At 70.0% G+C, this 25243-nt stretch carries 24 protein-coding genes; 5 read left to right on the top strand and 19 right to left on the bottom strand.

All coding sequences use genetic code 11. From position 1 onward, the window contains the following. Window positions 1-5: 5 nt before the first annotated feature. The 4 genes from gnd to AC1DMN_RS16220 all read right to left on the bottom strand — a co-directional run bounded on the left by gnd (window position 6) and on the right by AC1DMN_RS16220 (window position 4938). Window positions 6-1064: a phosphogluconate dehydrogenase (NAD(+)-dependent, decarboxylating) gene (gnd, locus tag AC1DMN_RS16235; RefSeq protein ID WP_441976098.1), complete on the bottom strand. Its 1059-nt coding sequence runs from the start codon at window positions 1062-1064 to the stop codon at window positions 6-8. 77 nt (window positions 1065-1141) lie between these two features. Further along, complete coding sequence (locus tag AC1DMN_RS16230; protein WP_477384595.1) at window positions 1142-2254, bottom strand: branched-chain amino acid aminotransferase; 1113 nt, start codon at window positions 2252-2254, stop codon at window positions 1142-1144. 50 nt (window positions 2255-2304) lie between these two features. Continuing rightward, window positions 2305-3342: a 3-isopropylmalate dehydrogenase gene (locus tag AC1DMN_RS16225; RefSeq protein WP_477384593.1), complete on the bottom strand. Its 1038-nt coding sequence runs from the start codon at window positions 3340-3342 to the stop codon at window positions 2305-2307. A gap of 57 nt (window positions 3343-3399) precedes the next feature. Next, a complete protein-coding gene (locus AC1DMN_RS16220) occupies window positions 3400-4938 on the bottom strand; it encodes an MFS transporter (RefSeq protein WP_477384591.1) in 1539 nt (512 codons plus the stop codon). Window positions 4939-5005: 67 nt separating this feature from the next. Here AC1DMN_RS16220 and AC1DMN_RS16215 point away from each other — a divergent pair, with 67 nt between their 5' ends. Further along, entirely contained in the window at window positions 5006-5551 is a 546-nt protein-coding gene (locus tag AC1DMN_RS16215; protein ID WP_477230610.1) for a TetR/AcrR family transcriptional regulator, read from the top strand. Between the two features lie 65 nt (window positions 5552-5616). On the opposite strand, the gene serA is transcribed toward AC1DMN_RS16215, so the two are convergent. The 3 genes from serA to AC1DMN_RS16200 form a co-directional block, all read right to left on the bottom strand. Further along, window positions 5617-7248, bottom strand: coding sequence for a phosphoglycerate dehydrogenase (gene serA, locus AC1DMN_RS16210; protein ID WP_477384589.1), 1632 nt, complete (start codon window positions 7246-7248; stop codon window positions 5617-5619). A gap of 126 nt (window positions 7249-7374) precedes the next feature. Next, window positions 7375-7713, bottom strand: coding sequence for a hypothetical protein (locus AC1DMN_RS16205; RefSeq protein WP_440732047.1), 339 nt, complete (start codon window positions 7711-7713; stop codon window positions 7375-7377). Continuing rightward, entirely contained in the window at window positions 7710-8240 is a 531-nt protein-coding gene (locus AC1DMN_RS16200; protein ID WP_441976093.1) for a hypothetical protein, read from the bottom strand. Before AC1DMN_RS16200 ends, AC1DMN_RS16205 begins: the two co-directional genes overlap by 4 nt. 89 nt (window positions 8241-8329) lie before the next feature. Between AC1DMN_RS16200 and AC1DMN_RS16195 the strand changes: the two genes are divergently transcribed. Continuing rightward, window positions 8330-9328: a hypothetical protein gene (locus AC1DMN_RS16195; RefSeq protein ID WP_477230612.1), complete on the top strand. Its 999-nt coding sequence runs from the start codon at window positions 8330-8332 to the stop codon at window positions 9326-9328. Window positions 9329-9444: 116 nt separating this feature from the next. Here AC1DMN_RS16195 and AC1DMN_RS16190 read toward each other — a convergent pair whose 3' ends face one another. The 7 genes from AC1DMN_RS16190 to AC1DMN_RS16160 all read right to left on the bottom strand — a co-directional run bounded on the left by AC1DMN_RS16190 (window position 9445) and on the right by AC1DMN_RS16160 (window position 17309). Further along, the gene (locus tag AC1DMN_RS16190) at window positions 9445-10176 is read right to left on the bottom strand and encodes a copper homeostasis protein CutC (RefSeq protein ID WP_477230613.1); all 732 of its coding nucleotides are present in this window, start codon (window positions 10174-10176) and stop codon (window positions 9445-9447) included. Continuing rightward, window positions 10173-11522 carry an alpha-L-fucosidase gene (locus AC1DMN_RS16185; protein ID WP_477230614.1) on the bottom strand — a complete coding sequence of 450 codons (1350 nt, stop codon included), beginning with the start codon at window positions 11520-11522 and terminating at the stop codon, window positions 10173-10175. The genes AC1DMN_RS16190 and AC1DMN_RS16185 overlap by 4 nt, the downstream gene beginning before the upstream one ends. Beyond that, window positions 11519-13069 (bottom strand): M81 family metallopeptidase, encoded by a 1551-nt coding sequence (locus tag AC1DMN_RS16180; RefSeq protein ID WP_477384599.1) that lies wholly within the window; start codon window positions 13067-13069, stop codon window positions 11519-11521. The genes AC1DMN_RS16185 and AC1DMN_RS16180 overlap by 4 nt, the downstream gene beginning before the upstream one ends. Window positions 13070-13153: 84 nt before the next feature. Continuing rightward, window positions 13154-14128: an ROK family protein gene (locus AC1DMN_RS16175; protein ID WP_477384587.1), complete on the bottom strand. Its 975-nt coding sequence runs from the start codon at window positions 14126-14128 to the stop codon at window positions 13154-13156. Next, entirely contained in the window at window positions 14125-15051 is a 927-nt protein-coding gene (locus AC1DMN_RS16170; protein WP_477384585.1) for a carbohydrate ABC transporter permease, read from the bottom strand. The genes AC1DMN_RS16175 and AC1DMN_RS16170 overlap by 4 nt, the downstream gene beginning before the upstream one ends. Next, window positions 15041-15985, bottom strand: a complete 945-nt coding sequence (locus AC1DMN_RS16165) for a carbohydrate ABC transporter permease (protein ID WP_477230617.1) — start codon at window positions 15983-15985, stop codon at window positions 15041-15043. The genes AC1DMN_RS16170 and AC1DMN_RS16165 overlap by 11 nt, the downstream gene beginning before the upstream one ends. A 64-nt stretch (window positions 15986-16049) precedes the next feature. Further along, window positions 16050-17309 carry an ABC transporter substrate-binding protein gene (locus AC1DMN_RS16160; RefSeq protein ID WP_477230618.1) on the bottom strand — a complete coding sequence of 420 codons (1260 nt, stop codon included), beginning with the start codon at window positions 17307-17309 and terminating at the stop codon, window positions 16050-16052. 211 nt (window positions 17310-17520) lie between these two features. On the opposite strand from AC1DMN_RS16160, the gene AC1DMN_RS16155 reads away from it, so the two are divergent. After that, window positions 17521-18684 carry an ROK family protein gene (locus AC1DMN_RS16155; protein WP_477230619.1) on the top strand — a complete coding sequence of 388 codons (1164 nt, stop codon included), beginning with the start codon at window positions 17521-17523 and terminating at the stop codon, window positions 18682-18684. Window positions 18685-18702: 18 nt separating this feature from the next. On the opposite strand, the gene AC1DMN_RS16150 is transcribed toward AC1DMN_RS16155, so the two are convergent. The 4 genes from AC1DMN_RS16150 to AC1DMN_RS16135 are packed head-to-tail and all read right to left on the bottom strand — an operon-like array spanning window position 18703 to window position 22743. Then, window positions 18703-19971, bottom strand: coding sequence for an alpha-L-fucosidase (locus tag AC1DMN_RS16150; RefSeq protein ID WP_477230620.1), 1269 nt, complete (start codon window positions 19969-19971; stop codon window positions 18703-18705). A 33-nt stretch (window positions 19972-20004) separates the two neighbouring features. Next, entirely contained in the window at window positions 20005-20424 is a 420-nt protein-coding gene (locus tag AC1DMN_RS16145; RefSeq protein WP_477230621.1) for an RbsD/FucU family protein, read from the bottom strand. Between the two features lie 38 nt (window positions 20425-20462). After that, window positions 20463-21443, bottom strand: a complete 981-nt coding sequence (locus AC1DMN_RS16140) for an aldo/keto reductase (protein WP_477230622.1) — start codon at window positions 21441-21443, stop codon at window positions 20463-20465. Further along, window positions 21436-22743 carry an L-fuconate dehydratase gene (locus AC1DMN_RS16135; RefSeq protein ID WP_477230623.1) on the bottom strand — a complete coding sequence of 436 codons (1308 nt, stop codon included), beginning with the start codon at window positions 22741-22743 and terminating at the stop codon, window positions 21436-21438. The genes AC1DMN_RS16140 and AC1DMN_RS16135 overlap by 8 nt, the downstream gene beginning before the upstream one ends. A gap of 169 nt (window positions 22744-22912) precedes the next feature. On the opposite strand from AC1DMN_RS16135, the gene AC1DMN_RS16130 reads away from it, so the two are divergent. Next, complete coding sequence (locus AC1DMN_RS16130; protein ID WP_477230624.1) at window positions 22913-23773, top strand: fumarylacetoacetate hydrolase family protein; 861 nt, start codon at window positions 22913-22915, stop codon at window positions 23771-23773. Next, window positions 23770-24522, top strand: coding sequence for an SDR family NAD(P)-dependent oxidoreductase (locus AC1DMN_RS16125; protein WP_477230625.1), 753 nt, complete (start codon window positions 23770-23772; stop codon window positions 24520-24522). The genes AC1DMN_RS16130 and AC1DMN_RS16125 overlap by 4 nt, the downstream gene beginning before the upstream one ends. Before the next feature lie 23 nt (window positions 24523-24545). Here AC1DMN_RS16125 and AC1DMN_RS16120 read toward each other — a convergent pair whose 3' ends face one another. Continuing rightward, on the bottom strand, window positions 24546-25223 hold the full coding sequence (locus AC1DMN_RS16120) for a FadR/GntR family transcriptional regulator (protein WP_477230626.1): 678 nt from the start codon (window positions 25221-25223) through the stop codon (window positions 24546-24548). Window positions 25224-25243 lie beyond the last annotated feature (20 nt).

Genomic DNA, 25243 nt, shown 5'->3' with positions numbered 1-25243 from the left:
CGCGATCAGCCCGTCGTCTCGGCCTTGTTGCCGCCGGCCTCGAGCACGTCGCCCGCGGGCAGCTCCTTGTGCCCGCCGAACTGCAGGCGCATCGCGGAGAGCACCTTGTTCGCGTACAGGTCCTCGTCCCGTGACGCGAAGCGCTCGAACAGCGAGGCGGCGAGCACCGGCACCGGCACGCCCACGTCGACGGCGGCCTTGACCGTCCAGCGGCCCTCGCCCGAGTCGGACACCCGGCCGGCGAGACCGTCGAGTGTTGGGTTGCCCTGCAGAGCCGCGGCGGTGAGGTCGAGCAGCCACGACGAGATGACGGATCCGCGCCGCCACAGTTCCGCGACCTTCGGGGTGTCGATGTCGAACTGGTAGTACTCGGGCTCCTCGAGAGGTGCGACCTCGGCGGAGTGCTCGGCCTCGCGGATCCCCGCGTCGGCGTTCTCGAGCAGGTTCAGCCCCTCGGCCAGCGCCGCCATCACGCCGTACTCGATGCCGTTGTGCACCATCTTCACGAAGTGACCGGCACCGGACGGCCCGCAGTGCAGGAATCCGAGCTCCTCGTCGCCGAGCTCACCGGTACGGCCCGGGGTGCGCTCGATCTCGCCCACGCCAGGGGCGATGGTCTTCAGGATCGGGGTGATCGTCGCGAACGCCTCGTCGGGCCCGCCGACCATGAGGCAGTAGCCGCGCTCCAGGCCGAAGACCCCGCCGCTGGTGCCGACGTCGACGTAGTTCAGGCCCTTCTCCCGCAGCGCCTTGGCGCGGCGCACGTCGTCGCGGTAGTTCGAGTTGCCGCCGTCGATGAGGATGTCGCCGGGCTGCAGCACCTCGCTGAGCTCGTCGACGACGCGCCCGGTGAGCCCGGCAGGGATCATCAGCCAGACGACGCGCGGCCCGTCGAGCTTGGCCGCCAGGTCGGCGTAATCGGTCGCGCCGATCGCCCCCTCCGCCACGAGTGCGGCGACAGCATCCGGGTTGACGTCGTAGACGACGCACTCGTGCCCTCCGCGCATGAGGCGGCGCACGATGTTCGCCCCCATCCGTCCGAGTCCGACCATGGCCAGCTTCATAGCGGGGTCCTCTCCTGTCAGGGATCGCAGTTCATGCGCCGCCTCCGTGTCGGAGACGGCGTGGATCGTGCGGCGGGTCAGSCGTCCAGMCGGACGAGCCAGCCGTGGGTGTCCTCACGACGGCCGTATTGGATGTCGGTGAGCTCCTCGCGCAGCGACATCGCGAGCTCGGTCGACGCGGGGCCCGCGTGCACGATCTCGAAGTCGTCCGCCATGAGCGTGCCGATCGGCACCACGACCGCGGCGGTGCCGCAGGCGAATGCGCCGACGATCTCGCCGGACGCGGCACCGTCGCGCCACTCCTGGATGGAGACCTTGCGCTGCTCGACCTCCAGCCCGCGGTCCTTCGCGAGCTGCAGGATCGACGCGAGCGTGATGCCCTCGAGGATGGAGTCGCTGGCCGGGGTGATCAGCTTGTTGTCGCGGGTGACGAGCACGAGGTTCATGCCGCCGAGCTCCTCGATGTACTCGCCGTCGAGGAACAGGACCTGCTGGCAGCCCTTCTTGTACGCCTCCTCCTGCGGRAGCAGGCTCGAGGCGTAGTTGCCGCCGGTCTTGGCSGCGCCCGTKCCGCCGTGRCCGGCGCGGGCGTAGTCACGGGACAGCCAGATGTTCACCGGCTGCACGCCGCCAGGGAAGTACGCACCGGCCGGGCTCGCGATGAGGTAGTAGGCCACCTTCTTCGCGGCGCGCACACCGAGGAAGGCCTCCTTGGCGAACATGAACGGGCGGAAGTAGAGGCTCTCCTCGGGGTTGCTGGGCACCCAGGAGGAGTCGACGGCGACGAGCTGCTTGAGCGACTCGATGAACAACTCGGTCGGCAGCTCGGGAAGAGCCAGGCGCCGCGCAGAACGCTGCAGGCGGGCGGCGTTGCGGTCGGGGCGGAAGGTCCACACGGATCCGTCCGCGTGCCGGTAGGCCTTGAGGCCCTCGAAGATCTCCTGCGAGTAATGCAGCACGGCGGCGGCCGGGTCGAGCTCGATGGGGCCGTACGGCGAGACGCGAGGACGGTGCCAGCCGCCCTTGTCCGACCAGCACAGATCGACCATGTGGTCGGTGAAGTGCTGCCCGAAGCCGGGCGCGGCGAGGATCTCCTCGCGGTCGGCGTCGGAGCGCGCGTCCTCGTTACGGGTGACGCGCCAGATGAGTCCGGCGGGTGACGGAGCCTGAAGAGGGAGTTCGATGGTCATGAATGCGTCCTGACAGGTCGAAGGGTGCGGCGTCGTGCGCTGACTTCAGGTTACGCCTGGAGTCGGGCGATGATCGCCGCGCCGGTCTGTTCGGTGGTGCGGGCGCCGTCCCGCGCGGCGATGTCCTCTTCGACGGCACGCTGTACGCGTGCGGCTTCGTCGCTCAGCCCTAGGTGGTCCAGGAGCAGGGCGACCGAGAGGATCGCTGCGGTGGGGTCGGCCTTCTGCTGGCCCGCGATGTCGGGTGCCGAGCCGTGCACGGGCTCGAACATCGACGGGAACGCGCCGTCGGGGTTGATGTTGCCCGAGGCGGCGAGGCCGATGCCACCGGTGACGGCGCCGGCCAGATCCGTGAGGATGTCCCCGAAGAGGTTGTCGGTGACGATCACGTCGAAGCGCGAAGGGTGGGTGACCAGGAAGATCGTGGCCGCATCGACGTGCAGGTAGTCTACGGCCACGTCGGGGTGCTCCTGCGCCACCTCGTCGACGATGCGCTTCCAGATCGCGCCGGCGTGCACCAGCACATTGGTCTTGTGCACGAGGGTGAGCTTCTTGCGGCGCTTCTCCGCGAGCGCGAAGGCGTAGCGTACCACCCGCTCCACACCGAATGCGGTGTTCACGCTGGTCTCGTTCGCGACCTCGTGCGGGGTGCCCTTGCGGATGGCGCCGCCGTTGCCGACATATGGCCCCTCGGTGCCCTCGCGGACGACGACGAAGTCGATCTCGCCCGGGTCCGCGAGCGGTCCGGGCGCACCCGGGTAGAGCTTGGACGGGCGCAGGTTGACGTAGTGGTCGAGCTCGAAACGGAGCTTCAGCAACAGCCCGCGCTCGATGTTCGCGTCCTTCAGGCGCGGATCCCCCGGCTGCCCGCCGACGGCGCCGAGCAGGATCGCGTCGTGCGCGCGGATCGCATCCAGATCCTCATCGGTCAGCGTCTCGCCCGTCTCCAGGAAGCGCGCGGCGCCGAGCGAGAACCGGGTCTTCTCGAACGTCACGGGGCTCAAGGCGGTGACGGCGTCGAGCACCTTCTCCGCCTCGGTGACGACCTCGGGACCGATGCCGTCACCSGGGATRACAGCCAGCTTCACGGGCCCCCTCCGCGCGACCTATAGACCGTGCTGAGGGGGACGACTCGAGAATGGCGGTCAGTTGCCGAGCCGGCGCCCGAGGGTGAGCGCGGCGATCGTCGCGGCACAGACCACCAGGAAGCCTCCGATGAGCGAGGTCACCATGACGCCGGTGCCGAACGCCTCGGATGCGGCCTGCTGCAGCGCCTGTCCGAGCGCTCCCGGCAGCTGCTCGGCCACGGAGAACGCTCCTGCGAGAGTCTCCTTCGCGCGGTCGGCCAGTGCCTCGGGTACACCCGCCGGCACCACCAGCGAGGTGCGGTAGAACGCGGTGATGATGCCGCCGAGGATCGTGGTGCCGAGCACGGCGCCCAGCTCGTACGCCGTCTCGGACACGGCACTGGCCGCACCCGCCTTCTCCGGCGGGGCCGCGGCGAGGATGAGCTCGTTGGAGACGGTCTCCGCTGCGCCGATGCCGATGCCGAGCAGCATGAACGCGACGATCAGCGGTGCCACGCCGTGCGCATGCGTGGTGAAGGCCACCACGAGGTAGCCCGCGAGCGAGAACACCAGGGCGGCAGGGACGAGGATCTCGGGGCGCACGCGGCGCGCGATCGGCACGACCACGAGGCCCGAGACGATCATCATGGCCATGCCCGGGATGAGCGCGAGGCCTGCCTCGACGGGCTTGAGCCCGAGCACCAGCTGCAGGTGCTGCGACACGTAGTAGAGGAAGCCGACGAGCGCGACCACGCTGAGCAGGTTCACCAGGATCGCGCCGCTGAACATCCCGCGGCGGAAGAGCGCCATGTCCAGCATCGGGACCTCCGCGCGCAGCTGCCGGCGCACGAACAGCACGCCCATGCCGACGCCGACGATGATCAGGATCACGACGAGCGGGGTGATGCCATCGACGGCGAACTCCTTGATCGCATAGACCACGGGCACCATGGTGGCCATCGACATSAGGATGCTGAGCAGGTCGATCCGGCCCGGCTTCGGATCCCGGCTCTCCGGCACCAGGATCGGTGCGAGGATCAGCAGCGGGATGAGCACGGGCACGGCGACGAGGAACACGGACCCCCACGCGAAGTGCTCGAGCAGCACTCCCCCGACGATCGGCCCGAGTGCGGAGCCGGCGGAGAACGCGGCCGCCCACACGGCGATCGCGAGCCGTCGCTGCTCGCGGTTCTGGAACACCGAGCGCAGCAGCGAGAGCGTCGACGGCATGAGCATCGCGCCGAAGAACCCGAGCAGAGCGCGGGCGGCGATCAGCAGCGCCGCCGTGGGTGCGAACGCGGCGAGCGCGGAGACGAGCGCGAACCCGGTGGCGCCGATGAGCAGCATCTTCCGTCGCCCGAAACGGTCGCCGAGCGTGCCCATCGTCACCAGGAGTCCCGCGAGCACGAGCGGGTAGACATCGATGATCCAGAGCTGCTCGACGCCATTGGGGCTCAGCGCGGTCGAGATCTCCGGCAGAGCGAAGGACAGCACGGTGTTGTCGACGGAGACCAGCAGCACGGGCAGCATGAGCACGACCAGCGCCGCCCAGCCGCGTGCACCGACGCGGGGGCCGTCCTCGGTCCCCGGCAGGGAGATCGACGCTGTTGCGGACATGGTGCACCTCTCGGATTCATCGCGGAAGGACGAGTTACTTAACCGTCCAGCTGGTATAGTAACAGACATGGCCAGACCTCCGCATGCCCGTGAGCGCGTTCTCGATGCCTACGAGGCCCTGCTCATCTCCGCGGGAGAGCGCACCGCGACCCTCGACGCCGTGGCACGCGCCGCCGGCGTCTCCAAAGGCGGCCTGCTCTATCACTTCGCGTCGAAGGACGAGCTCGCGAGCGCGATGATCGGGCGCCTGGACCGTCTCGTCGAGGAGGACGTCGCGACGATGGTCCAGGCGCCGGAAGGCCCCGTCGAGTACTACCTGCGTACGTCGGTGATGATGGACGACTCGCTCGACCGCGCGATCATCGCCGCATCCCGGCTGGCGCAGGGCGGCAGCTCGTCTGCGGCGGAGGCTCTGCACCGAATGCGCGATCGCTTCGCGGAGGGGATCCGCCCGCACGTGCGCGATCAGGCGGCGCTCGACCTCGTGCTGCTGCTCAGCGACGGCCTGTTCTTCAACAATGCGCTGGACGCGGCCGGATCCGACGGAGTCGTGCCCGCCGGGGCCGGTCTCGACGCGCTCGTCACCCTGGTGCGGCGGTCCGTCGAGAACTGACGCCGTCCCGACGCGAAGAACCGCCACCCCGATCGTTCGGGGGCGGCGGTTCTTCGTGAGCCGGGTCAGGCCTCGACGAGCTCGATCTGACGGAACAGGTCGGCGTCGATCGCCTCGCGCACCTCGTCGAGGAGGGTCTCCGGGATCGGCGAGTCGAGCGTGAGCACGGACAGCGCCTGGCCGCCGGCCGTCTCGCGCGCGATCTGCATGCCGGCGATGTTGATGCCCGCGTCGCCGAAGCGCTGCCCGTAGACCGCGACGATGCCGGGGCGGTCGGTGTAGAGCATGACGACATGGTGCTTCTCGATCGGCAGCTCGACCGCGTGGCCGTTGATCGCGACGAGCTTCTCGATCTGCTTCGGGCCGGTCAGGGTGCCGGACACCGAGACCTGGCTGCCGTCGGCGAGCGCGCCGCGCAGCGTGATGACGTTGCGGTACTCCTCGCTGACGTCGTCCTGCACGAGGCGCACGGCGACGCCGCGCTGCTCGGCGAGCAGCGGCGCGTTCACGTACGACACCGTCTCGCTGACGATCGGAGTGAAGACGCCCTTGAGCGCGGCGAGGCGCAGCACGCTGACCTCGTAGCCGTTGAGCTCGCCGTGCACCTCGACGTCGAGGCTCGTGAGCGGGGACTGCGCGAGRCCGGAGAGGATCTGGCCGAGCTTCTCGGTGAGCGGGATGCCGGGGCGCACGTACGGGTCGATGACGCCGCCGGCCACGTTGACGGCGTCGGGGACCAGGTCCCCGCCGAGGGCGAGGCGCACCGAGCGCGCGACGGAGACGCCGGCCTTCTCCTGCGCCTCGTCGGTCGACGCACCCAGGTGCGGCGTGACCACCACGTTCGGCTGCGCGGTGAGTGCGCGCGCGGCGCTGCCCTCGACGGGCGGCTCGGACGTGAAGACGTCCAGGCCGGCACCGGCGATCTCGCCGTTCTGCAGGGCGACCAGCAGCGCCTCCTCGTCGATGAGCCCGCCGCGCGCGACGTTGACGACGTACGCGGTCTTCTTCATCGCGCGGAACTGGTCTGCGCCGATCATGCCCGTGGTCTCCGGCGTCTTCGGCATGTGGATCGTGAGGAAGTCGCTCTCGGCGACGAGGTCCTCGAGGCTGAGCAGCTRCACGCCGAGCTGCTGGGCGCGGGCGCTCGTGACGTAGGGGTCGTAGGCGACGACGCGCATGTCGAACGCCGCCAGGCGCGCCGCGACGAGCGCGCCGATCCGGCCGAGGCCGACGATGCCGACGGTCTTCTCGAACAGCTCGGCGCCGGTGTAGGAGCTGCGCTTCCACTCCCCCGCCGACAACGAGGCGTGTGCCGCCGGGATGCGCCGGGCGAGGCTGAGGATGTGACCGACCGTGAGCTCGGCGGCCGAGACGATGTTTGACGTGGGGGCGTTGACGACCATGACGCCGGCGGCCGTCGCCGCCTTGATGTCGACGTTGTCGAGGCCCACRCCGGCGCGGGCGACGACCTTCAGCACGGGGGCGTGCGAGAGCGCCTCCGCGTCGATCTTCGTGGCCGAGCGGATCAGCACGGCATCGGCGTCGGCGAGGGCAGCGAAGAGCGCCTCGCGATCCGTGCCGTCCACCGAGCGGATGTCGAAGTCGGGGCCGAGCGCGTCCACCGTGGCGGGAGACAGCGTCTCCGCGAGCAGGACGATGGGTTTGCGGGCGGACGTGTTCACGGCATTCTCGGGCACAGAGAGATCCTTCGGGGCTGGGAAGGGGGATCCGGACGCGCCGCACCGTCGGGGCGCGATAGTGCCCACACTCTACCCGAGGCGCCAGAGCCGCCCCGACCGTGTGACGGCGAGAGACCGGGGCGGTCAGTGCGTGCCGGAGAGCGTGTAACCGACCACGTCGAGCCAGAACACGGCGACCAGGCCCAGGCCCGCGAGCAGCACGAGCGCTACCGTGCCGAGCCGGCGCCGCCGGGTCAGCGCGATCGCGACGACGTAGATGACGGCCGGCAGGATGATCGCCAGGATCAGTGCCACCCAGGTCGTCGCTCCGACGGCGAGGCCCACGAGCGGGATCATGTACGCGATCGCGTTCCAGATCGCGTAGGCGTACAGCAGGCCGAACACGCCCAGCAGTGTGTAGAAGATCCAGCGCGGACGCCGCGGATCGGTCTGCGGTGCGGTCGACATAGACTCGGCGCTCATGCTCCCACCGTCCCGAACATCACGAAGGGCCACGGCACCAGCAGCGCGGCGCCGGCGATCAGCGCCACGATCCGGATCCAGGTCGCCCTGCCGCGGGTGAGCACCCAGGCCGTGGCGAACCAGAGCACCGGGGCGAGCGCTGCGAGCCACATCCAGGGGAAGTACATCCAGTCCACGAGCAGCAGGGACGCGCGCGGACGCAGCCGGAAACCGCCCACGATCCAGCCGACCGCGAAGAGCAGGTACACGCCGCCGATGATCCCGTAGAAGACCAGGGCTGCGTTGCCGATCCCCGCCGGTTCGTCGTCGGCGTCGGTCTCGACCTCTGCAGCCGACGTCGCCCCGCCCGTCGCGGCGCGCGCCACCGGAGTACCGGCTGCGCTCTCTCCGACCCGCTCCGCCTTCTGAGCGTCGCCCGCGGAGGTCTGTGCCCGCGGCACTGCAGGGGGCGCATTCTTCGCGGCAGCGTCCGGCGCATCGGGCTCGTCGCCCTCCCAGCGCAGCGCGTCGTCCGGGTCGGTTGTCATGTGTCCAGCGTAGCGACCGATATCCCACGCGTGCGGCTTCGCCGCCGCTAGGCTCAGGTCCAGCATCAGGGGGAAGGGAAAGGACCACCGTGCCCGAGAACAGCAGCAAGAGACCCGCCCGCACCGCAGCGAGCAAGAGCGCTTCCGCCGCAGGGAACGCCGCGGCCGCCAACGGCCCCGCGGATCCGCCCGCCGGCTGGGTGCCCACCCCGGAGGCAAAGGCGACCGCGACCCGGTTCCGCTGGATCGCGGGCGTGCTCTGGGCCGTCGCCATCGCCGCCGAGGCCGTCGGCATCTTCTGGCTGCTGCGTCAGCGCCAGGTGGTCGGCGAGGACGGCAAGCTCGTCCGCAACCCCGACACAGGCTTGCTCGAGCAGCAGGGCGCGACCGTCACCTTCCCGCAGTGGGCGTTCATCACGCTCATCGTGCTGTTCGTGGTGATCGCCGCGCTCTCGATCACCGGATCCTTCCTGTGGAAGAAGGCGAATCATCTGGATCCGGCCCGCCGCTCCGACACCATCCGCTTCTTCGTGCAGAACCAGCTCGGCGCGATCATCGCGATCATCGCGTTCGTGCCGCTCATCATCATGGTGTTCCTGAACAAGGACATGGACAAGGGGCAGAAGACGATCGCGGGCATCGTCGGCATCGCGCTCGCCGCGCTCGCCGTGGTGCTCGGCATCGACTTCAAGCCGGCGTCCGTCGAGCAGTACACCGCGGACCAGTCCACGGTCATCCAGCTGCTCGGCAAGGACCAGGTGACCTGGGTCGCCGGCGGCGCCGTCTACCACGTGTGCGACAAGGTCTCGGACATCCAGACCGGCAGCGCGATCCAGACCGGGACCACCGGCGATGCCGTCGCGGCGGGCAAGGAGCGCCTCACGCTGAAGTTCGCCTCGGAGCTGGAGAAGTGCGGCCTGCCGGTGCCGGAGAACGCCACGGCGATCGCCGACGCACTGCGTCAGATCCAGGGCGGGCAGACCGTCACCCTTCCCGCTCCGGTATGGGGCGCAGGAGTCCAGGCTCCCCTGACGGTGCCGGACGCGGCGTCGAACGGCTCTGAGCCCTCGCCGACCAGCACGCCCTGAACCGAGCGGCCCCGCCGCGACCGCTGCGAAGAGCGCGACGCTCCCGAGAGGGCGTCGCGCTCTTCCGCGTCAGAGGGACCGACGGATCGGAGGTGGCCACAGTCAGGGGCAGCGGGTCAGAGTCGCACGCGCAATGCGGCAGCGGCGTGGCGCACGATGCCGCCGTCGGTCACATCGAAGCCGGGATCCCCGCCGCCGGGACCGCTCGGCGCGGTGTCCCCGGAGGGCCGGCGTGCCGAGAGGTGGATCGCGTCGACGCCGCAGGCGACGAGCCGGGGGATGTCCTCGATGCGCACGCCTCCCCCGGCCATGATCTCGAGCCTGCCGTCCGCCTCCGCGACGAGGGCGCGCAGGGTGTCGCGACCGTCGATGCTGCGGGCGGCCCCTCCGCTCGTCAGGACGCGCCGTACCCCGCTCGACACGAGATCGTCGACGAGGGCCGCGGGCTCCGGCACCGTGTCGATCGCCCGGTGGAAGACCAGATCCGCGGCGCCTGCGGCGCTCCTCCAGCGCTCGAGAGCGCCACGGTCCACGGCGCCGTCGGCGGTCAGCGCGCCGACCACGACCGCTCCCGCGCCGCGACGGACGAGATCGGCGATGTCGGCGGCCACGCGGTCGACCTCCTCGGCGCTGTAGACGAATCCGCCGACGCGCGGCCGAACGAGCACGGCGATGCGCTCCGGATCGCCGGCGACGGCGAGGACCGCGTCGACCGTCGCCCCCGAAGGCGTCAGGCCGCCGGTCGCGGCGAGCGCCTGGCAGAGCTCGACGCGATCCGCGCCGCCCGCGAACGCCGTCTGCGCTCCGGTCGGCCCGTCGACGGCGATCTCGAGCGCGATGCGCGTCACGGCGCGACCGTGAGGGTGGCGACGGGCTCGGCCCGCAGCCCCGCGGGGATGCGCACGATCCGCGTGCCGTCGCCGGATGCCTCCGATTCCGCGGCGGAACCGTCCGCCCAGCGCGCCGCACCGTCGGCCAGTTCGGCGGGGAGGCGGACCTCCCCCGTGCTCGGGTCGAGGGCGTGCACGTGCACCCCCTCCGCGGACCGCGTGTAGCGGCGCGGCTCGCCGATCTCCTCGCCGAAGCGCACCCAGGGACGCGTCCCGTGGATCGCATCGCCGTTCACGCGCATCCATGCGCCGAGATCCTGCATCGTGCGGCGCTGCAGCTCCGGGATCCGCCCGGCCGCGTCTGGACCGACGTTGATGAGCAGGTTCCCGTTCTTGGAGACCACGTCGACGAGCATCCGGATCAGGTCCGGCCCGGACAGCGTCTGCCGCTCGTCCTCGGCCTGGTTGTACCCGAACGAGTAGCCGAGGCCGCGCGTCGATTCCCACGGCGCCTCGAGGATGCCGGGGATGTGCGTGTACTCGCGCGTGAGGAAGCCATGGTGCGGCACGCCCCAGCGGTCGTTCACGACGCCGTGCGGCACTCGCTCGAAGTAGCGGCGCAGCAGCGCGGCGACCGCGAAGTCGTCGTGGCCCTTGCCGCCGTCGGGCCATTCGATGTCGTTCCAGAGCACGTCCGGCGAGAACCGCTCGACGAGCTCGTCGAGCTGCGCGGCCGCGTAGCGCGAGAAGTGCTCGTCGTTGCGGCGGTAGCGGAACAGGTCGGTGTCCGACTCGATCGCCGGGAAGTCGCTCGCGTGCCAGTCCAGCGCGCCGGAGAAGTACACCCCGAAGCGTGCGCCGGCACGTCGCGTGGCGTCATGGAGCTCCGCGATCAGGTCGCGCCGGGGCCCGCGGGCCACCGCGTTGAAGCCGGTCGTGCCGGTGCCCCAGAGGCAGAAGCCCTCGTGGTGCTTGGTCGTCGGGATGACGTAGCGGGCACCCGCGTCCACGAGCTCGCCGATGAAGGCGTCGGCGTCGAAGGACGACGTGTCCCAGAGGTCTGCGAGGTCCTCGTACGACGTGCCGGGTCCGTAGAGCTCCTGGTGCCGCTGCCAGGTCGGGCTCCCGGCGATCCGCACGGTGTTGCCGTACCACTCCGCGTACTGGTGCCAAGCGTACGCGTCCTCGGTCGGGATGTTCACGCCCTCGCCGTGCTGCACGGCCCAGGCCGGCACCGAGTACAGCCCCCAGTGCACGAAGAATCCCAGCTTGGCGTCGCGGTACCAGTCCGGCACCCGGGCGGCAGGATACGCCGGAGCTTCGGATCCGAAGTCGGGTCCGGTGCGCGTCTCGAAGTTCATCATGCGGACAGCTCCTCTCCACGACGGCTCACGTGCGCGGTCAGGGCCGGCGTGCCGTCGGCGTCGAACGGGAAGACGCCGGGCGCGAGCCGGTGGTGCCCGAGGCGGAGCAGATCCTGGTCCACTCCTCCTGGTGTGAGGGCGAGGGTCCAATCGGCGGCGAGGTCGTAGAGCTCGGGCTCGAGGTAGCCGATCTTGACGATCACGATGTCGGCGCTCTCGGGATCCAGCCCCAGCATGCGGAAGTCGTCCAGGTGGTGGAAGGGCTTGCGGCGCTCGGTGATGATCGCGTGGACGCTGCCGGAGCGGATCACGACCTGTGTGCCGGCGTCGGGGTCGCCCTCGGTGATCGAGAACACCTCGCCCGAGAGCGCGACAGGGCCGCGCGGGCCGGGATCCACCCGTCCGCCGACCTCGAGGGTCGCGGTCGCACCGACGCCGGCGGCCACTACCTGCGCCACCGCCGCGGGGTCGAACACGGAGGCGTGCACCACGACGAGTTCGGGCTCCGCGAGCTCGGGGCGCGCGAGCAGCTCGCCGAGGGTCCAGGAGACGTCGCCCGCCCCGCCCGCGGTGGGATTGTCGCCCGAATCGGAGATCACATACGGGCGCGCGGCTCCCGGGGCGAGCGCCCGGTCGAGCGCCTCATCGAGGCCGGCGGTCGGCCCCACGAAGACGAAGTCGGCGCGCGCGTCCCAGTACTGCCGGGCAAGGCGCTCGGCCTCCCGCGCGATGACGGCCCGGTCGTCACCGGTCACCATCACGATCGCCATGTTGCGCGGCTCATCGGCCCAGGCGTAGCCGACCCAGATCGCCGCGTCCACGACGCCGTCGAGCTCCTCCACCTCAGGCACCTGCGCGTAGATGCCGCGCGCCGGCTCCAGCCGTGTGCTCGTCTTCTCCCCCGGCAGCAGCACGGGCACCGGCACCCATGCCTTGTAAGGACGGCGTTGCATCGGGTGGGATCCGTGCGGACCGCGCAGGCGTGCGAGCAGGTTCCACACCGCGCGCTCCTTGGTGTTCATCCAGTCCTCGTGCGGCGCCATCCGGTAGCAAGTGAGCAGATCCAGCGCGTCGCGCAGCACCTCCGACACGTTGCCGTGCAGGTCCATCGAGGTCGACACGAGCGCGTCGTCGCCGAGYKCGGCGCGCACGGCCGCCGCSAGRTCGCCCTCCGCGTCCTGCATGCCGACGACGCTCATGGCGCCGTGGATGTCGAAGAAGAATCCGTCGAACGGACCGCCCGCGGCGATCTCGGCGCGGATGCCGCGCACGATCGCCTCCTTCATCCGCTGGTAGGTGGCCGGCGCCACGGCTCCGCCCGGCAGCGAGCGCCCGTGGTGGATCGGGACCCACTCGGCCGCCTCGCGCAGCTCACGGCCCTCGTCGAGGAACGGGTAGTACCGCAGGAGGTCCGCCCCCTCGCGGATGGTGAACGCCTCGTCGCCGGAGATGTGCGGCGAGAACGTGCTGGACTCGATCGAGATCCCGGCGATGCCGATCCGGGGACGGGTGAGTCCCCCGTCCTCGACGGCCGGAAGAGGGCCCATCCAGACCGTGTCGGCCTCGGGGCGGATGTTCGGGGTGGGCGCTGTCATGGCGGCGTTCGTTCCTTCTCAGGCAGTGCGGGTGGTTCAGACGGTGGCGGGGATGGGATCGGCGAGTCGCGCGGAGGCGAGCGCCGCGGCTCCTCGCGCGACGGCGTCAGCGGAGATCTCGGCGGRCACGATGCGGAGTGCGAACCCCGAGACCGGGGCGTCGGTGCGCAGCGCATCGAGGATGCCGGGCTCGAGCAGGTCCCAGGCCTCACGCACCCCTCCGCCGATCACGACCATGCCGAGATCGAGCAGGGAGGACGCGACGGAGGCGGCCAGAGCCGTCGCCCGCGCCGCGTCCGTGAACACGGCCAGCGCGGCGGCTTCCCCCGCCCTCGCGCGGTCGGCGATCTCCGGGGCGGAGGCATCGGATCCGGTGGCCGCGCGGTAGCGACGGGCGATCGAGGTGCCGGAAGCGAGCGTCTCCAGATGTCCGGTCTGCCCGCAGGTGCACACCAGGTCGCTGAAGCCCGGCGTGTGCCCGATCTCCCCCGCCGCGCCGTGCACGCCGTGGTGCACCGCGCCGTCGAGGGCGATCGCGCCGCCGACCCCGGTGCCGAGCATGATGCCGAGCACGTCGCTCTCCCCGCGGGCCGCGCCCCAGCGCAGTTCGCCGAGCAGGAAGGCGTTCACGTCGTTCTCGACCCACACGGGCACGCCGAGGCGCAGCGCGAGCTCGTCGGCGAGCGGGAAGCCGCTCCAATCGGTGAACGTGGCGGAGGCGGCGACGACGACGCCGCGCTCCTGGTCGATCACGCCTGCCGCACCGACGCCGGCCCCGGCCAGGGAAGCGCCTAGCGCGTCGCACAGCCGCAGGACGAGATCGGCGGCGGCGTCCGCCATCGCGGGACCGCCCTCCGCGGCGGGCGCAGGCACGACGCCTTTCGCCAGGACCGCGCCGGACTCGTCGGTCAGCACGGCGGAGATCTTCGTCCCGCCGATGTCGACGCCCGCGATCACGGGCGCTCTCGTATCCCGGTGCTGCGCGACACCGGATCCTGCATCGTGAGTCATCGTCCGCCGAGTCCAGCCATCGCGATGCCCTTGACCAGGTGCTTCTGCAGCACGATCACGAGGACCGTCGTCGGCACCATCGAGATGATCGCCGCCGCCATCTGCAGATCCCAGCGCGTGCCGGTGAGACCGGAGAAGGTCGCCAGGCCCACCGGGAGCGTGCCATGCGCGTTGTAGTCGACCGTCACGATCAGCGGCCACAGGTAGCTGTTCCAGAACGAGAGGAAGGTGAAGACGGAGAGCACCGCGACCGCGGACTTCGCCAGCGGCAGGATGATCTGGAGGAAGGAGCGCAGGGGTCCCGCCCCGTCGACACGGGCCGCCTCCTCGAGCTCGTACGGGATCCCGCGGAAGAACTGCCGCATGAGGAACGTGCCGAAAGCGGTGAACGCGAACGGGAAGATCAGCGCCTGGTAGGTGTCCACCCAGTTCAGCCACTGCATCACCTGGAACATCGGGATGACCAGCACCTCGGCCGGGACCATGAGGGTCGCGAGGAACAGCACGAACACCGCGTCGCGTCCACGCCAGCGCAGCCGGCCGAAGGCGTACCCCGCGGTCGTCGAGACGATGAGGACGACGAGGGTTCCGGCGATGGCCACGAAGAACGAGTTGCCGATGTAGGTGAGGAACGGACCGTACGCGAACACGTCGGCGAAGTTCGACCAGCGCACCTCGGATCCGACGAGCTTCGGCGGCATCGAGAACATCTCGTTGTTGGGCTTCAGCGCCGAGAAGAACGAATAGATCAGCGGGGAGACGAAGATGAGCGCCGCGAGGTAGACGAAGACGTGAGCGATGATGAGTCGCGTCCGCTCGCCGCCGGACAGCGGCGCCTTCGAGCGCTTSCCGCGGTCCTCRRCCGCGACCTCSACCGWCTCGGCGGACTCSMSGAKGGCCGCCTGCTGCAGATCAGTGCTCATAGTGCACCCACTTCTTCTGCGCCCCGAACTGCAGCGCGGTGATGATGATGATGAGCGCGAACAGGATCCACGCGCCGGCGGCGGCGATGCCGAGATCCTGGAACTTGAAGCCCTGGTTGTAGATGAACTGGACCAGAGGCTGCGTCGCGTTGCCCGGGCCGCCTCCGGTGAGCAGCTGCGGCTGCGCGAACACCTGCAACGACGTGATCATGGTCATGATCGTCGCGAAGAAGATCGACGGCGAGATCATCGGGACGACGACGCTCCACTGCATCCGGAAGCCGGAGGCCCCGTCGATGCGCGCCGCCTCGATCACCGACTCCGGCAGCTGCTCGAGCGCGGCGGAGAAGATCAGCATGTTGTAGCCGAGGCCCTGCCACACGCTCATGATGATGACCATCGCCATGGCCCAGAACGGGTCGGCGAGGAAGTTCGGCAGCTTCATGCCGAACCAGCCCTGCGCGATCCCGTTGAACAGGCCCTGGGGCTGCAGCATCATCTTCCAGACCAGGACGCTCGCCACCATCGGCGTGACGACCGGGATGAAGAACAGCACGCGCAGCGCGCCACGCCCGCGGATCCGCGGGCCGAGGGACATCGCSAGGATCAGSGAGCAGACGATGCTGAGCGGCACGTAGACGATCGTGAAGACSGCGGTGTTGCGCATCGCCGGCCAGAAGTCCGGGCTCGACGTGAAGAGCTTGATGTAGTTGCCGACGCCGTTGAACGTCTTGTCGCCGAACGTGGGCCAGTTGTAGAAGCTCATCACGATGGAGAGCACGACCGGCACGACGGTGAACACGGCGAGGCCGATCAGGGCGGGACTCGCGAAGCCGAGCGCCTGACGGCCCTCCGCGCGCGTGAGGGATCCGCGACGGGGCGGAGCACCGCGTCGGCTCTGCGACGCGCGGCGGCGGGATGCGGCGATGGTCACCGTTCCTCCTTCTTCCAGATTGGTGTCCCGGTCCGGCGGACGGATCCGCCGGACCGGGAGTCGATCACTTGCCGAACTGCTGCTGAGCGCTCTTGAGCACCTCGGCCATGGGGGTCTGGCCGTTGTAGACGCTCACCAGCTGCGGCTGGATGTAGCTGCCGACCTTCGACCAGTTGTCGGTGACGTACTGACCCTGCACGTTCGCGAAGGCGGCCTTGAAGACCTCTTCGACCTGCGGACGGAACTTCTCGTCGATGGACTGGAAGTACAGCGGCTGGCTCTCCGCACGCGCCGGGTAGCTGCGGCCCGAGGAGGCGATGTAGTCCTGCGAGTCCTTGCTGAGCAGCGAGCCGAGCACCTTGAGCGCGGCGTCCTTGTTCTTGCAGGTCTTGGAGATGCCGTAGCCGGAGCCGAGGATGAGGCTCAGCGAGTCCTTGCCCTCACCCGGCAGCGGCGCCATGCCGGCGGTGAAGCCCGCCTCGTTCTTCAGGTAGCTGACGGCGTTCCAGGTGCCGTCGACCGCCATCGCGGCGTTGCCGTTGGAGTACTGATCCTCGCCCCAGCCGCCGTCCGAGGCGCTGGCGACCGGCAGAGCGACCTTCTGGTCCCTGACGAGCCCCGCGTACCAGGTCGCGGCGTCGGAGAACTTCTTGTCGGTGAGCTGCAGCTTGCCGTCCTGCGACGCCGGCTGCACGCCCGCCTTCGCGATCGGCAGGGCCTGCCACTGGAAGTCGCCCATGCCGACGGCGAAGCCCTGCTTGCCGTCGCGGGTGGCTGCCTTGGCGGTCTTCTCGAAATCATCGAACGTCCAGCCCGGCTTCGGGTCTGCGGCGCCGGCGGCCTTGAGCTGGTCGGCGTTGTAGTAGACGAGCATCGTGGCGGTGTCGAAGGGGAGGCCGTACAGGTCGCCCTTGTTCTTCAGGATCTCGGTCGTGCCCGAGGCGAAGTCGTCCTCCTTGAGGCCCGCGGTCTTCAGGTCGTCCGCGGTGAGCTTCTGGAAGCCCGAGGTGTAGCCGGACAGCATGCCGCTGTTCATGCCGGTGACGCACGCCATGTTGCCGGAGGCCATGTTCGTGGTCAGCTTCGTGAAGAAGTCGTTCCACGGCGCGGTGCGCAGTTCGATCTTCAGGTCGGGGTTCTGCTTCTTGGCGACGTCGATCTGCGCCTGGAGCGCCTTGGTGTCGTCGGCGGATCCCGCCCACATGTCCACCACGACGGTCTTGTCGTCGGCGCCGGCGCTGCTGCTCGAGCCGCCGCAGCCGGTCAGCGCGAGCGCGGCGCCCACCGTGAACGCCGCCACGGGGACGAGGTGAGTCTTCTTCATTGAAATGCCTCCTCAGGCACGAACAGATCCTTGCTTCATTCGATGTCGAACGAAGTAGTTCGGGGTTATGCCCTCATCTTGTCAGAGGCTCCCGGGAAACYCCAGCCGAACATCGGATGTCTGCGTCGGATTGTGAGAATTCCGTGATGATTCCGGAAGTCCGGCGGCTTCCGCACTAGAGTGATCTTCATTCGACCTCGAAGGAAGTGTCATGGCACGTTCGGCAGACCGGTCCCCCGACCGTCGTGAGACACCCGCGTCCGGTGACCACGCACGGCAGATCGTCGAGCTGGTGACGCGCGGGGAGGCATCGTCCCGCTCGGATCTCGCGCGCCTGCTCGGCATCGCACCGTCGACCGCCTCCCTGCGCGTGCAGGAGCTCGTCGACGCCGGAATCCTGCGAGAGAACGGTCAGGCGCAGTCCTCCGGCGGGCGGCGCGCCCGCCGCCTCTCCCTGGGCGGCACGCCGCACCGCGTGCTCGCCGCGGAACTCGGGGGCGAGCACGCCCGATTGGGCGTCCTCGACCTCGGCGGTCATCTGCACCGGACAGCCACGATCCCGATCACGATCGCAGACGGCCCTGAGGCGACGCTCGCCCTCGTCGAGGCTGGTCTTCGCGAGCTCGCGGAGGGGGCAGACATCCGAGCTGTGGGCATCGCGCTCCCCGGGCCCGTCAACTTCGAGACCGGCAGCGTGGACCAGCCCTCACGGATGCCCGGGTGGCCCGGGTTCCGCGTCGGCGAGGCTCTGACCGAATGCTTCGGCGTCCCCGCCGCCGTCGACAACGACGCGAATCTCATGGCGCTGGGCGAGCACCATCGCAGTCTCCACCGGGATCAGCACAGCATCACGGTCAAAGCCGGTACGGCGATCGGATCCGGCATCATCGTCGCCGGTTCCGTGCACCGCGGCGCCACCGCGGCGGCCGGCGACATCACGCACACCCGCGTCGCCGAGGCCGCGGACATCGCGTGCTCCTGCGGCAACCACGGCTGCCTCGAGACCATCGCGAGCGGTGCAGGTCTCGTCCGCCAGATGCGCGAGCGCGGCGTTGCCGTCTCCGGCGCCGCGGAGGTGCTGGAACTCGCACGCAACGGCGACCCGATCGCGACCACACTCGTGCGCACGGCCGGCACGCACCTCGGTCAGGTGCTGTCCGGAGTCGTGAACTTCTTCAACCCGCACGCCGTGTTCCTCACCGGCAGCATGAGCGCGAGCGAGCCCTTCCTCGCCGCCGTGCGCAGCCGCGTGTACGAGGCCTGCCATCCCCTCGCCACCCAGACCCTGCGGATCGAGTCCGCCCAGACGGGGCCGGATGCGGCGCTGTACGGCGCGGCCCGGCTGGCGATGGAGCTCGTCGACCCCGTGGCGTGAGCCTCGAGGCCGCGCCGGTCAGGCGCCCGGTGCGAGCGTCAGCTCGATGACGGGGATCAGCACGTCGGGGCGCTGCACGGGCAGATGTACCGTCAGAGTGCCCTCGGCCTCCCCCGCCGGCGTCATGAGAGTCGCCTCCTGGTCAGGATCGGTGACCGACGTCTTCAGCCAGGATCCATCGTTCAGCAGCCGCGCGTAGGTCACCCGGTCGGCGAGGCCCTCGAGGTGCACGTATCCGAGCGGCCACGAGAACAGGTGCAGGTAGAGACGGTCGCCGCGCCGGGTGTAGACGCCCTCGCGGGGAGCGGCGAAGGCAGCGTGCCCGGCACCGACGATCGCGCGGCGGTGCAGCCGCATCCACTCGCCGAGCTCGGCGAGCACCCGCTCATCGCGGGGGGCGATGCTCCCCCGGCCGTCCGGCCCGACGTTGAGCAGCATGTTGCCGTCCATCGACACGGAGTCGGCGAGCATCTGCGCGAGCAGCACAGCCGACTTCTGGTCGTGGTTGTCGCGATGGTAGCCCCAGGAGCCGTTGATCGTCTGGCACGCCTCCCAGACCTGCGGCTGGCCGTCGACCACGATCGGCGCGGTCGGCTGATACTGCTCCGGGGTCACGAAGTCGCCGGGGATCCCGAGGCGGTCGTTCACGAGCATCTGCGGCTGCAGTTCGCGGCAGAGAGCGAGGAGCGCCTCCGCGTCCCAGTCGCGCGGCCCCTTGCCTTCCCAGCCGTCCTTCGCCTCGGGGTAGGTGAAGTCGAAGAACAGGTAGTCGATGTCGCCGTACTGCGTGAGCAGCTCGCGCACCTGTCCGTGCAGATACGCCCGGTAGCGGTCCATGTCGCGCTCGCGGTTGCGATCGAGCTCGATCGCGTCGTCGCGGCGCGGGTGGTTGGCGTCGACGGTGAAGTCGGGGTGGTGCCAGTCGATCAGCGAGTGGTACAGGCCCACACGCAGGCCCTCCGCCCGCAGCGCGTCGACGTACTCGCGGACGAGATCCCGCCCGCACGCGGTGACCGAGGTGTAGTCGGTGAGCGCCGAATCCCACAGGCAGAAGCCGTCGTGGTGCTTCGTGGTGAGCACCACGTATCCCATCCCCGTCGCCTTCGCGCGGCGGGCGAGCGCGGCGGCGTCGAAGAGATCGGGGTCGAAGTGGTCGAAGTAGACCCGGTACTCCTCGGCGGTCAGGCGCTCGTAGTTCTGCACCCACTCGTGCCGCGCGGCTCCGCTGTACAGGCCGAAGTGCACGAACATCCCGAACCGGGCATCGTCGAACCACTGCTGTCGCATCCCTGCCTCCTTCTCGTTCCTGGGTGGTGCGGCTCAGGCGGAGGGGTGCCCGACGACGCCCTTGCGCAGCAGCGCGTTGCCGTATTTGCGGGTCTCCCCCGTGCGCACCATGAGGTAGGCGCCCTTCGCGACGTCGTAGTACGCGAAGCGCTCCACGAAGCGCGTGGTCCGCTCCTCGGTGCCGGCCGCGGTCATGAGCTCGCGCTGCACGTCGAGCACGGACCCGTCGGCGGACTCCATGAGGTCCATGCCGGGGGCGTCGTCGAGCGGCAGCACCGAGCGGATCGCCGCGACCACAGCGGGCGTCGTCGTGCCAGGCAGATCGACGACGCGCGCGCCGAGCGCCCACGCCGGGAAATGCGCGTCGGCGATGACGACCGCGTCCGAGTGGCCCATCCGATCGAGGTGCAGCAGCAGCTCACCGGTGAGCAGCGGGTCGATTCCTTCGAGCATGTCGTTCCCTTCGTCGTGGCCGTTGCGCCGGTCGCCGCTCAAGCCGGGATGAGCGTCTCGGCCGCGAGCTCTCCCCAGAGCTCCGCGGGGATGTCGATCGTGGCGAGCTGCGCGTTCTGGCGGAGCTGCTCCGGACGGCTTCCGCCGACCACGACCGAGGTCACGACCGGGGACTGCAGCGGGTACTGTATCGCGGCAGCCGGCAGCGGCACGTCGTGCGCGCGGCAGATCTCGGCGATCCGGGTGAGCCGCTGCCAGAGCTCCTCCGGCAGCGCCCCGTACTCGTAGCGTCCGTCACGGCGCGGCTCGCTCTGCGCGAGCAGCCCGGAGTTGAACACCGAGGCGGCGACGATGTCCGTGCCGTGCTCGGCGCAGGCCGGAAGCACGTCGACCGCCGCCGGCTGCTCGAGCAGCGTGTATCGCCCGGCCACCATGATCGTGTCGAGGTCGGCGGAGCGCACCGCAGCGGTGAGCGCGTCGGCGGTCATGGATCCGATGCCGATCCGCCCGACCTGCCCTTCCGCACGGAGCGACTCGAGCGCGGGGAACGCCTCGGCGAGCGCGAGATCCAGGTCGTGCCGTTCGGGGTCGTGCAGGTAGAGGATGTCGATGCGTTCGATGCCGAGGCGCTCGCGAGACTCGTCGAGGCTGGCGCGGATCCCCGTCTCCGAGAAGTCCCACACCCGCTGCAGGTCGTCCGGGACGAAGAAGTCGTTGGCGGTGTCGAGTCCGCCCGCGGCGTGCTCGGGATTAGGACGCAGCAGCCGGCCCGCCTTGGTGGAGAGCACGTACTCGTCGCGCGGCTTCGTCCTCAGGAACGCGCCGAGCCGACGCTCGGAGAGGCCGAGCCCGTAGTGCGGCGCCGTGTCGTAGAGCCGGATCCCGCTCTCCCACGCGGCATCCAGCACCGCCCAGGCCTCGTCGTCGGTCAGCGCGCGGAACAGGTTGCCCACGTTCGCGGCGCCGTACCCGAGAGCCGGGATCGCGGGCCGGGCGGCGGTGTCGACGGGCTCAGACATGCGCGCCCGCCTCACGGTGCTCGCCGGTCCAGGTGAACTCGGCGCGGCTTGCCGCCTTCATCTCCATGCCGTTGCCGGGTTCGGTGGGCGCGGTGTACGAGCCACCACGGATGTCGGTCGGCACCACGAAGTGCTCGTGCAGGTGATCCACATACTCGATCATGCGCCCCTCGCGGCTGGCGGAGACGGCGACGAAGTCGAACATGGACAAGTGCTGCACGGCCTCGCACAGGCCGACGCCACCGGCATGCGGGCACACCGGGACGCCGAACTTCGCGGCGAGCAGCAGGTTCGCGATGTTCTCGTTCACGCCCGCGACGCGCACCGCGTCGATCTGCATGACCTGGATCGCCTCCGCCTGCAGCAGCTGCTTGAAGATCATTCGGTTCTGCGCGTGCTCGCCCGTGGCGACGCGGATCGGCGCGACGCCTCGCGCGATCTCGGCGTGGCCGAGCACGTCGTCGGGGCTGGTCGGCTCCTCGATCCAGGCGGGGTGGAACTCGGCGAGAGCGTTCACCCAGACGATGGCCTCGGACACCTCCCAGCGCTGGTTCGCGTCGATCGCGATGGGGAAGTCGGGGCCGCATACCTCGCGGGCCTTGCGGAACCGGCGGATGTCGTCGTCGAGGTCGGCGCCGACCTTGAGCTTGATCTGTGTGAACCCGTCGGCCATCGCCTCCCGGGCGAGGCGCTCGAGCTTCTCGTCCGAGTAGCCCAGCCAGCCGGGGCTCGTGGTGTAGCCCGGGTAGCCGGTGGCGAGCAGCTGCTGCTCGCGCTCGGCACGGCCGGACTCGGCGTCACGGAGGATCGCCAGCGCGTCCTCACGGGTGAGGGCGTTGGTGAGGTAGCGGAAGTCGACGAGGTCGACGAGCTCCTCCGGGGTCATCCGGGCGAGCAGTTGCCAGAGCGGGAGCCCGGCGCGCTTGGCCTTGATGTCCCACAGGGCGTTGATCACGGCGCCGATGGCCATGTGCATGACGCCCTTTTCCGGCCCGAGCCAGCGCAGCTGCGAGTCGCCGATGAGCTCTCTGAACGTCCCGCCCATGTCGTCGAGCAGCGGCTCCAGCTCACGGCCGACCAGATGCCCGGCGAGGGCGTCGATCCCCGCGACCTGCACATCGTTGCCACGGCCGATCGTGAAGACGAAGGCGTGCCCGTCGATGCCGTCCGCCGCGTCGGTGCGCACGATGACGTATGCCGCGGAGTAGTCGGGGTCGGGGTTCATCGCGTCGGAGCCGTCGAGGCTGAGCGAGGTGGGGAATCGGATGTCGCTGGTCTCCAGCGCGACGATGCGGCTCACGGTTCTCCTGTTCTGGGCCTGATGTCGAGAACCGGGGGCGCGGACGACCGGATCGCTTCTCGACAGTTGGAGTGTAAACATCGGATGTCTATACTGTCAACGCGGGATGCGTTCGCCCTCGCCGTTCTGGCGGGGGATCCGCTCATCCCCGTAACAAGGCAGGAGAATCATGAAGTTCGCGCGTCTGGGCGACTCCGGATCCGAGATCCCGGTCGTCATCGCCGAGGACCGTACGTACGATCTTCGGTCCGTGACCTCCGATGTGAACGGTGATTTCCTCGCCGCGGGTCCTGTCGAGCGCACGCGTGCCGCGCTCGACGCCGGCACCCTGCCGGAGCTCGCCGACGCGGACACGCTCCGCATCGGGTCGCCGATCGCACGCCCGAGCGCGGTGATCTGCGTGGGGCAGAACTACGCTGCGCACGCCCGCGAGTCGGGGGCGGAACCGCCCACGGTCCCGATCCTGTTCCTGAAGACGCCGAATACCGTGGTCGGCCCCGACGACGCGGTGACCATCCCGCGCGGCGGTGAGAAGACCGACTGGGAGGTCGAGCTCGGCATCGTGATCGGATCCCGCACCGCGTACCTCGACTCCCCCGCGGATTCCGCCGCGCACATCGCCGGTTACGTCGTCTGCAACGACGTCTCCGAGCGAGCGTTCCAGATGGAGGTCTCCGGCGGGCAGTGGTCGAAGGGCAAGGCGGCTTTCGGGTTCAATCCGACCGGCCCGTGGCTGGTCACGCCCGACGAGGTCGACGTGCAGAACCTGCGGCTGCGCAGCTTCGTGAACGGCGAACCGCGGCAGGACTCGAACACGAACGACATGATCTTCTCGGTCGCCGAGATCGTGCACCACATCTCGCAGTACATGACGCTCGAACCCGGGGACCTGATCCTCACGGGCACGCCGCAGGGCGTCGCGTTCGGCGGGAAGTTCCCGTACCTGCGCGCCGGGGACGTCGTGGAGATCGACATCGAGGGGTTGGGCGGCCAGCGTCAGGAGTTCATCGCATGGGAGGCACAGGCATGACCGGTCAGGTCGAAGGACTCGTCGCGATCATCACGGGCGGCGCATCCGGAATCGGCGCGGCGATCGCCGCGCAGCTGCACGATCAGGGCGCGCAGGTCGCCGTGCTCGACCGCGACGTGGCCGGCGCGGATCCGCGCTTCGCCGCCTTCACGGCCGACGTGTCGGACCGCGCGAGCGTAGACACGGCCGTCGCCGCGATCGGCGAGCGGTTCGGCCGCATCGACATCGTCGTGAACAACGCCGGGATCGGCGCTCAGGGCGACATCACGGCGAACGGCGACGACGAGTGGGCCCGCGTGCTCTCGATCAACGTGACGGGCATCGCCCGCGTCTCGGCCGCAGCGCTGCCGTGGCTGCGGAACTCCCCCGCCGCGGCGATCTGCAACACCGCCTCGATCGCCTCGACCACCGGGCTGCCGCAGCGCGCGCTCTACTCCGCGTCGAAGGGCGCCGTCTCGGCGCTCACCAGGGCGATGGCAGCCGATCACCTCCGCGAAGGCATCCGGGTGAACGCCGTCAACCCCGGAACGGCCGACACTCCGTGGGTCGGGCGTCTGCTCGACTCCGCCGCCGACCCCGCCGCGGAGCGCGCCGCCCTCAACGCCCGACAGCCGCACGGCCGTCTGGTCTCGCCGGACGAGGTCGCCGGCGCCGTGGTCTACCTCGTCAGCCCCGCGTCCGGATCCACCACCGGCACCTTCATCGAGGTGGACGGCGGGATGGCGCAGCTGCGCCTGCGCGCGGAGTAGCCCCGGACCGGCCGCCCGGGAGCTCAGGCCTGGGCGGCCTGGCGCAGCCAGCGCTCCACACCCGCGATGTGCGCGGTGGCGAGGGAGGTCGCGAGCGAGGGGTCGTGCTGCGCGATCGCGTCGGCGATGGCCTGGTGCTCCGAGAGCGTGCGCTCGACGGCGCCCTGCTCGGTGAGGCCGCGCCACACCCTGGCGCGGATGGTCTGACTCGACAGGCTGTCGATGAGACTCGCCAGGTAGCCGTTGCCGGTCATCCGCACGATGTCCTGGTGGAAGCGGATGTCGTGCGCGACGAGGTCGTCGATCGAGACGCCCGCGTCGACGCCGGCGATCTCGGCCTGCAGGGCGGCGATCGCCTCGTCGTCGCCGTGCGTCGCGGCAAGGCCCGTGGCCTGGGATTCGAGCATGCGGCGCACGGCGAACAGCTCGAGCAGGGAGTCGTCGTCGTGCATGTCGATGACGAAGCTGATCGCCTCGAGCAGCAGATGCGGTTCGAGACTCGTCACGTATGTGCCGTCGCCGCGACGCACATCGAGGACGCGGATCACCTCGAGCGCCTTGACGGCCTCCCGCATCGAGTTGCGGCTCAGGCCAAGCCGCTCGGCAAGCTCCTTCTCCGGGGGCAGCCGGTCGCCCGGGCCGAGTTCGCCCGACACGATCATCGCCTTGATCTTCTCGATCGCCTCGTCGGTGACTGCCATGGCGTCATCCTAGGGGCTTT

This window comes from Microbacterium sp. 01T413_2 (assembly GCF_056398985.1).
This window is presented reverse-complemented; position numbering and strand designations above follow the sequence as displayed.

Bases quoted from the DNA above. Each gene is read 5' to 3' on its own strand.
- AC1DMN_RS16185 (WP_477230614.1), bottom strand. From the start codon at position 11,522: ATGATGAACTTCGAGACGCGCACCGGACCCGACTTCGGATCCGAAGCT.
- AC1DMN_RS16150 (WP_477230620.1), bottom strand. From the start codon at position 19,971: ATGCGACAGCAGTGGTTCGACGATGCCCGGTTCGGGATGTTCGTGCAC.
- AC1DMN_RS16200 (WP_441976093.1), bottom strand. From the start codon at position 8,240: ATGACAACCGACCCGGACGACGCGCTGCGCTGGGAGGGCGACGAGCCC.
- AC1DMN_RS16140 (WP_477230622.1), bottom strand. From the start codon at position 21,443: ATGTCTGAGCCCGTCGACACCGCCGCCCGGCCCGCGATCCCGGCTCTC.
- AC1DMN_RS16155 (WP_477230619.1), top strand. From the start codon at position 17,521: ATGGCACGTTCGGCAGACCGGTCCCCCGACCGTCGTGAGACACCCGCG.
- gnd (WP_441976098.1), bottom strand. From the start codon at position 1,064: ATGAAGCTGGCCATGGTCGGACTCGGACGGATGGGGGCGAACATCGTG.
- AC1DMN_RS16130 (WP_477230624.1), top strand. From the start codon at position 22,913: ATGAAGTTCGCGCGTCTGGGCGACTCCGGATCCGAGATCCCGGTCGTC.
- AC1DMN_RS16215 (WP_477230610.1), top strand. From the start codon at position 5,006: ATGGCCAGACCTCCGCATGCCCGTGAGCGCGTTCTCGATGCCTACGAG.
- AC1DMN_RS16145 (WP_477230621.1), bottom strand. From the start codon at position 20,424: ATGCTCGAAGGAATCGACCCGCTGCTCACCGGTGAGCTGCTGCTGCAC.
- AC1DMN_RS16205 (WP_440732047.1), bottom strand. From the start codon at position 7,713: ATGAGCGCCGAGTCTATGTCGACCGCACCGCAGACCGATCCGCGGCGT.
- AC1DMN_RS16160 (WP_477230618.1), bottom strand. From the start codon at position 17,309: ATGAAGAAGACTCACCTCGTCCCCGTGGCGGCGTTCACGGTGGGCGCC.
- AC1DMN_RS16125 (WP_477230625.1), top strand. From the start codon at position 23,770: ATGACCGGTCAGGTCGAAGGACTCGTCGCGATCATCACGGGCGGCGCA.
- AC1DMN_RS16120 (WP_477230626.1), bottom strand. From the start codon at position 25,223: ATGGCAGTCACCGACGAGGCGATCGAGAAGATCAAGGCGATGATCGTG.